The following is an 11,905-nucleotide window of genomic DNA, read 5'->3' as shown; positions in this document are numbered from 1 at the left end:
ACTCACTGAATTACAAACGCGGTGAACAGCACTTCGCCCACGGCCTGTTGCGGCATGTTGGCCGCAAACGGTTGCGCGACCAGCGTCCGAATTTCACTTGCCAAACGGCGCTTGCCGTCGATCGTGGCCAGGTCTTGCGGCTGCTTGGACGACAGCAGCAACAACACGCGGCTACGCACTTCGGGCATGTGCTGCGTGATGCGGGCCTGCGTCTCGGCGTCTGCCACCTTGAGCGAGAGACCGATGTGCAGGTAACGCTCGCCGTCCTCGCCCGACAGGTTCACCGTGAACGGGTCCATGCCCACGAACACGGGCGGCGGGGGCGGCGGCGGCGCTTTTGCCGTTTCGCTGCGTCCGGTCAGCAGATACACCGCAGTCGCCGCGCCTGCGGCGGCCATCAGTGCCACCGCGACGATCAACAGAATCCATTTGCGCATACCTCCCCCCGAGGGAGCGGCCGCTTGCGTGGGTGCGGGATTTGCCATGTATTCGCCTGCTATTGGGTAATGATTGTCGGCCAACCCGCCACCGGGTGATCGGCCGAAAAGAAGGGACAATCGCGTCTAACTCGCGTCTTTGTCTTAACGGCAGAAAAACCCGTGTGCTTTAGGGCGATGCGGCGTTGCGTCGCGCGAAGCTTGCGCCTCGCGCGTGCCGCTTATCCATATCTGGTGCGGGTTGCAGCCCGGTTTGGAGGGTCTCGTCGACGCTAGAGGGAATATCAGGCAAACGTATCGACGAGGCCATTGGACGCGCGCACCGGCACGGTCACGGTCGTCGCGGTCAGCCCGCTGTCATCCGTCTGACCGAAACCCGGCGTGCCGCGCCCGTTGCCATTGCCGTTCCCGCCGCCGTTACCGTTCGCGCCCTGCTGGGCGAACGCTTGTTGCTGCGAGCTATCGGCGCTCACCGACGCATTGCCCAGGGCAATGCCGTTGTTCGCCAGACTTTCGCGCAATTGCGGCAGCGCGGCCTGCACCGCGTCGCGCACGGCGGCGTGTTGCGAGACGAACATCGCCTGCGCCGAATCGTTCGCCACGTTCAGCACCACGTGCAGCGGGCCGAGGTCGGGCGGATTCAGGCTCAATTGGGCCGTCTGTGCGTGCGCGGAAGAGAGCCACACGACCTGTTGCGAGAGTTGGTTGTTCCAGTCTTGCGTGCCGACGCGGGCGTTGAGTGCCAGCGTTGCGTGCAGACCGGCTTGTGCCAGTTGCGGTTGCGCGTCGACTGCCGTCGTCGTGGCCTGTGCGGCCTGTGCCGCCGCTTGATTGGCGACGGTGGCGGCTTGGGCTGCGGCGTCGCGGCTGCCTTGCGTCGCGGCCATCGCATCGGCCAGACGCTGCGCTTGACCGTCGGCGCTGACGACCGGCTGCGGGGCTGCCTTGGCGTCGGTAGCCGCAGGCTGCGCGTTGCCAGCGGCCTGCGTGGTGGTGGCGTTCTTCGCCAGTGCGTCGAGCGACAAACCGCCGGTCTTGGCAGGCGTTGCCGTTGCTGCGGTTGCCGTGGTGTTGGTACCGGTGCCAGCATTGGCGTTGGCCGGTGCCTTGGTATCCGCGCCAGCCGTCCCGACGGCCGGTTGCCCCGTCAACTGCGCCGCGCCGCTGGCTTGCAACGCGCCGGTCACGGCGGCAGCGATGGCAGCGCCGGTGCCCGGCTTGCCGTCGGTTGCGCTATCCGCAGTGGTGGCGGTGGTCGCCGGGAGTGTCGCGGGCGGCGTGAGCGGCGTGCCGTTCATGGCGGCGAGTGCAACCGCGAGTGCCGCAGCGGCGGCCGGATCGACCGGGGCAGGTGTGCTGGCCTGAGCCGTGTGGTCGGCGTCGCTATCGTCGTCGTCCGTCGATTTGGACGGTTGCGCAGGCTTGGTCGAGGCGTTCGTCTGACCGGTTTGTCCCGACTTTCCGGTCTGTCCGGCTTGTCCGGTTTGTGCCGAAGCGTCGTTGGTGTTGCCAGATGAGCGCGTCGAGTTATTCGACGACTGCGTTTGCGACTGCGACGTGTTGTTGGCGTTGTTGCTCGTCGGCGTCGGCACAGACTGACGCGATTGCTGCTGCGAGAGCACCGTCGAGAACGGCAGCGCCCCGGCGTTGTCGCTGTTAGCGCTGTTGTCGGCGCCTGCGCGGTTAGCCGCGTTGGCGGCTTGCGCGGCAGCGGCCGCGGCGGAATCAGGCAGGAAGCTCAGAATCGACATGATGGGCTCCTTCAGAGCGGTGACTCGGCACGGCGGCGCAGGCTGCGCGCGGCGTACTCGTCGTTTTCCTTCTGCTCGCGGCGCGCGACGCGCAACGACGTGCGTGCCTGCTCGCGCGTGGCGAGCGTGCCGAAGGAATTCAGGCGGCGCTGCTGGGCTTGCCATTCACGGCGGGCCGCAGCGAGGCGTTCTTCGGCTTGTTCGAGCAACATGACTTGTTGTCCGATGGCCGTGTCGAGCGTATCGATGAATTGCTGGAAGTTGCGCCAATCGCATCCCGCCATGCCCTGAATCGTCGCCGTCTGCATGCGCGTGCGGTACTCGTGACGGTACTGGCGCAGGGCTTCCAACTGGCGTTCGACTTCGGCGCGCTGCTTTTGGCGCTCGCCGAGCAGGCGCGCGGCTTCGTCCACGTCCTTCTGGGCCAGTTCGATCAGGAGTTTCAGGGGCAGGGTGGAATTCATGGCCACACCTCCGATTAGCGGAACAGGCCGTGCATCATCTGCACGGCATCCGAATAGCCGGCCCGCTCGCGCATTCCTTGTTGCAGGAAGCCTTCGAGACGGGGATAGAGCTCGATCGCCTGATCGAGCATCGGATCGCTACCCGGTGCGTACGCGCCCACATTGATGAGGTCGCGGTTGCGCTGGTAGCGAGACAGCATTTGTTTGAAGCGGCGCACCGTATCGAACTGCGGGTCGTCGATGAGCGAGGCCATCGCACGGCTGATCGATTGTTCGATGTCGATGGCCGGGTAGTGCCCGGACTCCGCCAACTGACGCGAGAGCACGATGTGCCCGTCGAGAATGGCGCGTGCCGAGTCGGCAATCGGATCTTGCTGGTCGTCGCCTTCGGTCAGCACGGTGTAGAACGCCGTGATCGACCCGCCGCCATCGGGGCCATTGCCCGCGCGCTCGACGAGCGCTGGCAGTTTGGCAAACACCGAGGGCGGATACCCCTTCGTCGCGGGCGGCTCGCCGATGGCCAGCGCGATCTCGCGTTGTGCCATGGCGTAGCGGGTGAGCGAGTCCATGATCAGCAGCACGTCTTTGCCCTGATCGCGGAAGTATTCGGCAAGCGTCGTGGCGTAGGCCGCGCCTTGCAGGCGCAGCAGCGGCGAGACGTCGGCAGGGGCCGCCACGACGACTGAGCGTGCGAGACCGTCCGGGCCGAGGATGTTTTCGATGAAGTCTTTGACTTCGCGGCCACGCTCGCCGATCAGGCCCACGACGATGACTTCGGCCTGCGTGAAGCGGGCCATCATGCCCAGCAACACGCTCTTCCCCACGCCCGAGCCCGCGAACAGGCCCATGCGCTGGCCGCGACCGACGGTGAGCAAGGCGTTGATGGCGCGCACGCCAACATCGAGTACGGATTCGATCGGGGCCCGTCCGAGCGGATTGATCGGCACGGAAGCGAGCGAGGCGCTGTCGGTGAGGCCCAGCGGGCCGATGTCGTCGAGCGGACGGCCAGCGGCGTCGACCACGCGGCCGAGCAGCGCTTCGCCCACGGGCAGACGCTTGCCGTTGTGGCGCTGGCTGGGCAACGGGCCGTCAGCGGCCGGTTCCATCGGGAAGACGCGTGCGCCGGGCAGCAGGCCCGCGACTTCGGTCTGCGGCATCAAAAACAGGCGATCGCCGCCGAAACCCACGACTTCCGCTTCGGCGGTGGCGGGTTCGCGCGAGGCGTCGTGCACCGGCAGTTCGATCAGGCATCCGGCACCGACGGGCAGGCGCAGCCCGACGGCCTCGAGCACCAGCCCAGCGGCGCGGGTCAAGCGCCCGCAGCGGCGTGTCGGTTCGATGGCGTGGACGTGCGCGATGCGCTCGCGCAGGGTGTTTTGCCAGCGGCGCAGGTGCGCGTCGCGCGCGATCTCGCGAGCGCCGAGCGCGTGGGTTGTGCTGGTTGCGTGCGCGGCGGAGCCATCGACAGTGTCGGAAGCGGCGGCATGCGCGTCAGGCGTCGTATCGTCGGCGGTCGTGTCCGGCGCTTCATCGTGATCGTCGGGTTGCAATGCACCGGCTTGCACGCCGGTGCCGATCTCATCCCACAGCCGCACGCTGGGCGTCGTGTTGTCGTTGGCGGGCGCGTTCGATGCTCCCGACGATTCCAACGATTCCAACGATTCAGACGCCGCAGACGCTTCGTCACGCGTGTCTTCGGTGCTGGGCAGCACCGGTGCGTGTGCGGTGAGCGGGGTGAGTTCGGCGTTCACCATGGCAAGTCCTTGCCCAGTGCGGCCATCACGCGCTCCCAACGGGTAGCGACGGTGGCATCGACTTCGCCGCTGGCCGCTTCGGCCTTGCAGCCGCCGCGCTCGATGGCCGGGTCGGCGCGCACGGTCCAACCGGCGGCTTGCAGTTCAGCGCCGACGTGGGCCTCGACGAGGGCGACGTCTTCCGGGTTGAGCAACAGGCGCGGTGAGCCGGTCAGCGGATCGTTGGCGAGCAGGTCGCGCACGATCGGCAACAGGGTCTCGGGGCGGATGGTCAGGGTTTGACGCAGCGCCTGACGCGCGATGTCGAGTGCGAGTCCAAGCAGCGGCTCGGCCACTTCACGGTCGATGCTATTCACGGCGTCGCCGAACGCATGCGCGATGTCGGCGAGTTGTGCGGCGCGGGCCTGCACTTCGCTTTGGCCTGCGGCTTGTCCGGCGGCGTAGCCTTCGGCGTGACCGGTGGCAAGGCCTTGTGCGTGCCCTTCGGCGCGCGCTTCTTCACGCCATGCGGCGATTTGCTCGACAAGCGCGGGATCGTCGAGCGGGCTCGGCGGTTTGGGTTGCGGAGGCGGCGGGGGCGGCGGCGGGTCGAACGAGGCCATCTCCCAGCGTTGCCAGGCGGAGAGGCGTTCTTTCGGGATGATGGTCGACATTCGCGCGGGCCCCGTTCGGTTACACGTACGCGTCGTCGCCGCGGCCGCCGATCATGATGGCGCCCTGATCGGCCAGGCGCCGCACCACTTGCAGCACCTTCTTCTGTTCGGATTCGACTTCCGAGACCCGGACCGGGCCGCGCGACTCCAAGTCTTCGCGCAACAGTTCGGCCGCACGGGCCGACATGTTCTTGAAGAACTTCTCGCGCAGTTCGACCGGTGCGCCCTTGAGCGCGATGATGAGCGACTCGGACTCGATTTCCTTGAGCAGCACCTGAATGCTGCGGTCTTCCACGTCGAGCAGGTTCTCGAACACGAACATCTCTTCGACGATCTTCGCCGCGAGGTCCGAGTCGTAGTTGCGTACGGCTTCGATGACCGACTCTTCGTGCACGCCGCCCAGATAGTTGAGGATTTCAGCAGCCGTGCGAATGCCGCCCATCGGGCTGCGTTTGATGTTCTCGCTGCCCGAGAGCAGCTTGGTGAGCACGTCGTTGAGTTCGCGCAGCGCCGCGGGCTGAATGCCGTCGAGCGTGGCGATACGCAGCACCACGTCGTTACGCAGGCGTTCGGTGAAGAGCGCGAGCACTTCCGAGGCCTGATCGCGGTCGAGGTGGACCAGAATCGTGGCGATGATCTGCGGATGCTCGTGGCGAATGAGTTCGGCGACGGCCGTCGAATCCATCCACTTCAGGCCTTCAATGCCGCTGGTGTCGCCGCCTTGCAAAATGCGCTCGATGAGACCGGCGGCCTTGTCGTTGCCGAGGGCCTTGTTGAGCACCGAGCGGATGTATTCGGACGAGTCGAGCGAGAGGGCCGAGTGTTGTTCGGCTTCGAGCACGAAGTCTTGCAGCACGTCGGCGATCTGGTCGCGCGTGACCTGGCGCAGCGAGGCCATGGCCGCGCCGATCTTTTGCACCTCGCGCGGGGCAAGGTATTTGAAGACTTCGGCGGCTTCGTCTTCACCCAGCGACATCAGCAGGATGGCGCTGCGTTGGAGTCCCTCAGCTGCGCTCATCGCCACCCACCCATGATTTCACTACCGTTGCCACGATCTTCGGATCCTGTCGCGCGACTTGACGCGCGTACTGCAAGTTGCGCTCGTAGGCGCTGATTTCATTCTTGGCGCCGGGGCCGTCTTCGCCGTCGGCACTGCCTTCGCTGCTGCCCGCGGCACCACCGGCCAGACCGGCCATGGTCGGCTCGGCAGGCGGGGGCGGCGCCAGATACTTGCGAATGCCCGGGCGTACCACACCAAACCACAGATACAGACCGATCAGGCTGATCAGAACCCACTTGCCGACCTGCTTGGCGAGTTCGATGTTCTGACGCTGACGCCACCACGGCAGGTTGGCTTCCGGATCTTCTTCTACCGTGAACGCGCTGTTGACGATGTTCAGCGTGTCGCCGCGCTGGCCCGAGAAGCCGATGGCTTCCTTCGCCAGATTCTGAATCTGGTCGAGCTGGGCTTGCGTGAGCGCAACCATCGCGGGCTTGCCCTTGGCGTCGTTGCCCGGACGGTAGTTCACGACGATGGCGGCCGACAGGCGCTTCAGACCGCCCGTGGCTTGCTGCACGTGGCGAATCGTGCGATCGACTTCGTAGTTGACCGTGGCGTCCTTGCGGTCGCTGCGCGGGCCTTGCGGGGCGCTGGCGGCACCCGGGGCCTGGCCTTGCTGCACGAACTGGTTCTGCTGCTGCGTGATCGGGGCGGTGGCCTGACCTGGCGGCTGGTTCGAGAGCGCGCCCGGCACGCCACCGGCCGGATTAGCACCGATTTGCGTGGCTTCGCTGCTTTGCTGGCTGCGCACGGCTTGTTCGCCTGCGTTCGGCTTGTAGTTCTCGGACGTTTGCTCGACTTGATTGAAATCGATGTCTGCGGTGACTTGCGCGTGCACGTTACCGGCGCCGACGATCGGGTTCAGGATCGCCTCGATGCGGCGGGCGTACGACTGCTCCAGTTCACGCACGTACTTGAGCTGGCTAGCGTCCAGGCCAAGCGCGTTGGCGTTTTGGGCCGACAGGAGGTTGCCGTTCTGGTCGAGGATGGTGACGTTCTTGACCGGCAGTTCCGGCACGCTGGAGGCCACCATGTGAACGATGGCGCTCACTTGGCCGTCGTCGAGCACGCGGCCCGGGTAGAGCGTGACGAGCACCGATGCGCTCGGCTTTTGTTGTTCGCGCACGAACACCGACGGCTTCGGAATGGCCAGATGCACGCGGGCGGCTTGCACGGCGGAGAGCGACTCGACCGAGCGGGCGAGCTCGCCTTCGAGGGCGCGCTGGTAGTTGACCTGCTCGGCAAACTGGCTGATACCGAACTTTTGGTTGTCCATCAGTTCGAAGCCGACCAGACCGCCCTTGGGCAGGCCTTGGGAGGCGAGGCGCAGACGCACGTCGTGCACTTGCTCGGACGGCACGAGAATGGCGCCGCCGCCTTCGGCGAACTTGTACGGCACGTTCATCTGTTGCAGCGACGTGATGATGGCACCGCCGTCGCGGTCGCTCAGATTGCTGTAGAGAACCTTGTAGTCCGGGGTGCGGCTCCACAGGAATACGGCGATCAGTAGCGCGACGAGGGCGGCACCGCCGATGAGCAGCGGCAAGCGCTCGCGGGAGCGCAACTGCGTGAGCAGCGGCGGCTTGGCGGCGACGTCGGCCGTCTGGGTGGCGGCGTTCATGCGCGGCTCCACGCCAGGGGCGTCAACAATGCGGTCATCGCGGTGGAAGTGCTCACTAACATGCGACAGAATTCTCCGGGTACGCGTGGCATCGTGAGCGCGTTAAGGAATGGAAAGGTCCGCTTCCGAGTACGCACGATGCCGATGGTCCTGATTATTCGACGCCGAATATGGAATCGTTTTGAGGATTAGGCGGGTGTTTTGCCGCTAATTAAGGTATTGGGGGCTTGCCACAGGGTGGTAAGCTCCGACGTGACTGATAAAAGGCAAACCAGTGGGGACTGCGCGATGGCGCGGGCGGCTGGCGCCAGTTAAGGACAAAAGACCATGGCCATTCCGGGGATCGAATCGGTATTGCAGAAGCTGGGCAGCGTTGCGTCGCAGGCAGCGGGCTCGGTGCTGGGCACGTCCAGCGCGACGGGCGCGGGTGCCTCGTCGGCGACTGGCGGCTTCGCGTCGGAGTTGGAAGCGTCGCTCAAGCGCGTGTCGGCTTCGCAGAACGGTGCCGAGGCGCAGGCCAAGGCGTTCGAGATGGGTGAGCCGGGGGTTGGGCTGAACGACGTGATGGTCGATTTGCAAAAAGCCAACATCGGCTTTCAAATGAGCCTGCAAGTGCGCAACAAACTCGTTTCGGCCTACACAACCGTGATGAATATGCAGGTGTGAGGTTAGGCGCGCGGGATTGCGTGTAGAGCGGTGGTTAGACGCTCACGTCGCGCTCAGGTTGAGAAAGGCCCCGTCGAATGGCGGGGCTTTTTTATTAAGAGTTGAATTCGAGAGGCTCCGATCGGCGACGCGCGACGTCTCCAATATGCTTCTCGATGCCGCCCAAATGGGCTAGGGAGAGAGCGCTCTCGCGCTCAATCGATAACGGGTGCCGTTGGTTAGTCAGCCGCCGCACATAGCCGTAGATCCGGCATGACTCGTTTCAGGAATTCATGGAACCGGGGCACGGTGAACGCCGCATCGCCCTGCGGGTCGCTGTAGAGCATGCCTTTCGTGATGAGATCGTTGCGGATGCGCTCAAGCGTATCGACGGGCTTGCCCAGTTCGGCGGCAACGTCATCCGAATAGTGCGGACCCTCGCCTAACTCGGCCATCGCACGGAGGTAACGTCTCTCCGCCACAGTTAGACGATTGAAGCGGAAACGATAGAAGCTCTTGTCCAACGCATCGATGGCTTCGCCTGACGCATTCGTGACATGTGCCGCCGTGATGGGACTCTGCTTCGCAATGCGCCAAGTGTGCTTTCCCCACTGTTGCAGGAAGTAAGGATAAGCACCCGTTTGCTCTACGATGGCGTCGAGTGCGTCCGGTGTTATCTCGACACCTTGTCGCTCAGCAGGTCCGGAGATGGCGTCGCGAGCATCGACCTCCGAAAGCGGCCCGATGTCGGTGATCTCGAACATCCGCTCCGCGTAAGACTTTGCGTCACCGATCAAGCCGATAAGCTGGGGAAGCCCTGCGCCGACGAGGATGACCGGCAATTGCAATTGGCCACATCGGTGGAGTGCGTAGAGGAGGGCCGCCATCTCATGCTTCGGCATGCATTGCAGCTCGTCAATGAAGATGGCAAGTACCGTTTTCGCGGAGCGAGCGGCGTGTCCCGCTTCTACGAGCAATGCGCGCAGGTCCGTTTCTAGATCGCCACTGTCAGCCAAGCCAGCTTCGGGTGCGTAGTCCAAGCCGACTTCGATGTCGCGATAGGTCACCTTCAAACCTGAAACAAAACCTGCCAGTGCACGAAGACCGCGAACGACGGCGTCTTTTGCTGACTGGACCTGACTCATTCTTATCAGGGCAAGGCGCAGTTCTTTCGTCAGCGACGCAGGCAACGATTTAAACTCCGGTGCCTCAAGATGAACGGTGATCGCGCCCTGTTGCTCGGTGTCGTACACCATGCGCTCAAGCAGTACGGTCTTACCGACGCCACGAAGGCCGATCAGCAATTGACCGTTGGAATGGCGACCGATGCGCAGGCGCTCGATGCAGTTGTGCAGATTTTCGCGAACAGCGTCGCGACCAGCGAGGGTAGGCGGCGGTGTGCCAGCGCCGGGATTGAACGGGTTGTGGGTGATTTGCATGGGGCGGCCCTATCAGCGAGTCATGTCGGAACGACGCGCGCTTCGGTCAGGCACCGAAACGCGCGAAAGACATGCTAGTGATGTGAGACGCGCCATGCCCAAAGGGCGGCGCTTAGGATTGACGGCGATGCAGCGGAAAGCCGCATGAATGCTCGTTTTGCGAGCGGTCGCTTTCTATCGAGAACGGAAAGAAATCGGACTGTTCACGATGCGCGCCGACCGGCGAGACGCATCGTGTCGCTGAACTCAGGCGTCGTTGCCGGATGTGGTTTGTGGTGCAGCGGGCGCAGGCGAGGGCGCAGCCGTTTCCGCCTGCGGCGGCAACATGCCCGGCGGCAACTGTGGTGGCTTACCACCGCGCCCAGCTTCCAGTTTGTAAAGCCACGCGAGCAGTTCCGCCACGGCCTGATACAACTGCGCCGGAATGCGCTGGTCGAGGTCGACCTGCATGAGCAAGCTCACCAACTCCGGCGACTCGTGCACATACAAGCCATGTTCGCGCGCCGTGCGCACGATGGTCTCCGCGAGCAAACCGTAACCCTTGGCCACCACACGCGGTGCCGTGTCCTTCGCGCCATAAGCCAGCGCGACCGCTGTGCGGCGTTCCGGTGGCAGCGTCATACCGTGCCTCCGTCGGTGGTCGACTCACCCGTCGATGCAAGCGGCACCGGTAACTCGGCGGCGCTCTCACTCGCCACTGCGTTCGCGTCTGAAACTGCCGCGCTGCCCGCCGAATCAGCCGCCGCTTGGGCTTCGATTGCCCCGAACGACAACTGACTCGCGATCAGCCCGACCGCCGCCAGCCGCTGCCGCAGATCCTCGCCTTCCCCTGCCAATGCCGAAGCCGAATCGTTGGAATCCGCCAGCACGCGTGCCTGCAACTGTTGTCCCGACAAGCCCAGCGTCACGTCGACCGTGCCCAGCAACGGCAGCGTCAGACGCAAATGCGTATGCCATGTCGACGGCGCAGCCGCTTCGCCAGGGGCTTGCTGCGACGCGCGCTCTTCCACTTGCCACTCCATCGGCGCGCCCGGCCACGCCATGCCATTCCACTGAAATTGCGGATTGACCAGCATGTCGAGTTGCTGACGGACCAGCGTCACGCTTTCGGCAGGGGCATTCGCCACAGCGGCAATCGCACCCGCCGGACCATGCGTTTGCGCGTTCGCAGAAGACGAATCGCCGCCGCTGGCAAGCAACGCATCGGCTTCGCGTCCCGTCGGCAGCACGCTGCTCGTCGTATGCGCCACGCTCGCGGCATGCGCGAGCGCGGTGGCGGTATTCGGCAAATTGGCGCTCGCATGCAAGCCACCATCGGCTGCGTCCGCCTGTGCGGCAACGCCCGGCTGCGCGGGATTAGTCGATGCGGCGGGGGCTGCCGCCGCCGTCGGCAATGACCCGACACCCAGCGTCGGCCAGCCAGTCGCGAGCACAGATTCGCCGCCAGCAGGACCCAGCAATCGGGTGAGCGGACCGGGGCCCGGCAACGTCGCATCGGCCCCTGCGGCGCGCAATTGCGCAGCGAGATTCGCGGAAGCGGGCCAGCGCAACTGCGGCTCGGCCTGCAACTGCTCGAACGAGCGGCTGCCCGATGCCCATTGCGCGAGATGCGACTCGTAGAAAAGCCCGCTCGTCGAGAGCGCTTCCTTGAGGGCGGCCGCGACCAACGGTGCCAACGCAGGCGCACCCGTGCCCGGCGCGGCAGGCCAAACCGGCGTGCCCGCTTGCACCGGGCCGGGGGAATCGGGGGCCAATCGAAGAATGGTGTCGATCGTGCGCGCAGCGGCCGAGAGCGTGGCCTGCTGCACCGGCGTAGGCACGCGCGAGGGCGTTTGCGCAGGCGCATTGCCGACGCCGACAGCACCGCGAGACGTTTGGGTAGAGAGATCGGCGGGCGCGGAGGTCGCATCGCCCGCGGGGGGCATGCCGGCCACGGCGCTGGGCGCTGCCGACGACGAGACGCCCTGCCCGAAGCCGAGCAGCGAATCGAGCCGCCGCGCGAGGGTGGCGGCGACTACCGAGTCGAGACCGGCCATGCCGTACTCCGTATTCCGTATTGCGTGTTGCTAAATGACAGGCGG

The 11,905-nt window shown here is 65.1% G+C and carries 11 protein-coding genes; 1 reads left to right on the top strand and 10 read right to left on the bottom strand.

The genetic code is table 11. The features are described from left to right. Window positions 1-2 precede the first annotated feature (2 nt). The 7 genes from fliL to fliF all read right to left on the bottom strand — a co-directional run bounded on the left by fliL (window position 3) and on the right by fliF (window position 7,740). Window positions 3-485, bottom strand: coding sequence for a flagellar basal body-associated protein FliL (fliL, locus tag PPN31114_RS09895; RefSeq protein WP_150679360.1), 483 nt, complete (start codon window positions 483-485; stop codon window positions 3-5). Between the two features lie 236 nt (window positions 486-721). After that, window positions 722-2,188 (bottom strand): flagellar hook-length control protein FliK, encoded by a 1,467-nt coding sequence (locus PPN31114_RS09890; RefSeq protein ID WP_150679359.1) that lies wholly within the window; start codon window positions 2,186-2,188, stop codon window positions 722-724. An 11-nt stretch (window positions 2,189-2,199) separates the two neighbouring features. Beyond that, window positions 2,200-2,652, bottom strand: coding sequence for a flagellar export protein FliJ (gene fliJ / locus PPN31114_RS09885; RefSeq protein ID WP_150679358.1), 453 nt, complete (start codon window positions 2,650-2,652; stop codon window positions 2,200-2,202). Window positions 2,653-2,666: 14 nt separating this feature from the next. Beyond that, entirely contained in the window at window positions 2,667-4,406 is a 1,740-nt protein-coding gene (gene fliI / locus PPN31114_RS09880; RefSeq protein WP_246182493.1) for a flagellar protein export ATPase FliI, read from the bottom strand. Then, window positions 4,400-5,059: a flagellar assembly protein FliH gene (fliH, locus tag PPN31114_RS09875; protein WP_150679357.1), complete on the bottom strand. Its 660-nt coding sequence runs from the start codon at window positions 5,057-5,059 to the stop codon at window positions 4,400-4,402. Before fliH ends, fliI begins: the two co-directional genes overlap by 7 nt. Window positions 5,060-5,078: 19 nt before the next feature. Continuing rightward, window positions 5,079-6,077: a flagellar motor switch protein FliG gene (fliG, locus tag PPN31114_RS09870; RefSeq protein ID WP_150679356.1), complete on the bottom strand. Its 999-nt coding sequence runs from the start codon at window positions 6,075-6,077 to the stop codon at window positions 5,079-5,081. After that, window positions 6,064-7,740, bottom strand: coding sequence for a flagellar basal-body MS-ring/collar protein FliF (fliF, locus tag PPN31114_RS09865; RefSeq protein WP_150679355.1), 1,677 nt, complete (start codon window positions 7,738-7,740; stop codon window positions 6,064-6,066). Before fliF ends, fliG begins: the two co-directional genes overlap by 14 nt. Before the next feature lie 327 nt (window positions 7,741-8,067). Here fliF and fliE point away from each other — a divergent pair, with 327 nt between their 5' ends. Then, window positions 8,068-8,406, top strand: a complete 339-nt coding sequence (gene fliE, locus PPN31114_RS09860; protein ID WP_150679354.1) for a flagellar hook-basal body complex protein FliE — start codon at window positions 8,068-8,070, stop codon at window positions 8,404-8,406. A gap of 218 nt (window positions 8,407-8,624) precedes the next feature. On the opposite strand, the gene PPN31114_RS09855 is transcribed toward fliE, so the two are convergent. The 3 genes from PPN31114_RS09855 to fliK all read right to left on the bottom strand — a co-directional run bounded on the left by PPN31114_RS09855 (window position 8,625) and on the right by fliK (window position 11,860). Beyond that, window positions 8,625-9,824: an ATP-binding protein gene (locus PPN31114_RS09855; protein ID WP_150679353.1), complete on the bottom strand. Its 1,200-nt coding sequence runs from the start codon at window positions 9,822-9,824 to the stop codon at window positions 8,625-8,627. A gap of 246 nt (window positions 9,825-10,070) precedes the next feature. Then, the gene (locus PPN31114_RS09850) at window positions 10,071-10,445 is read right to left on the bottom strand and encodes an EscU/YscU/HrcU family type III secretion system export apparatus switch protein (protein WP_150679352.1); all 375 of its coding nucleotides are present in this window, start codon (window positions 10,443-10,445) and stop codon (window positions 10,071-10,073) included. Then, a complete protein-coding gene (fliK, locus tag PPN31114_RS09845) occupies window positions 10,442-11,860 on the bottom strand; it encodes a flagellar hook-length control protein FliK (protein WP_150679351.1) in 1,419 nt (472 codons plus the stop codon). The genes PPN31114_RS09850 and fliK overlap by 4 nt, the downstream gene beginning before the upstream one ends. Window positions 11,861-11,905 lie beyond the last annotated feature (45 nt).

Origin of the sequence: Pandoraea pneumonica (genome assembly GCF_902459645.1) — a bacterium.
Taxonomy (GTDB): Bacteria; Pseudomonadota; Gammaproteobacteria; order Burkholderiales; family Burkholderiaceae; genus Pandoraea; species Pandoraea pneumonica.
The sequence above is the reverse complement of the archived record's forward strand: the minus strand, read 5'-3'. Positions and strand labels throughout refer to the sequence as shown.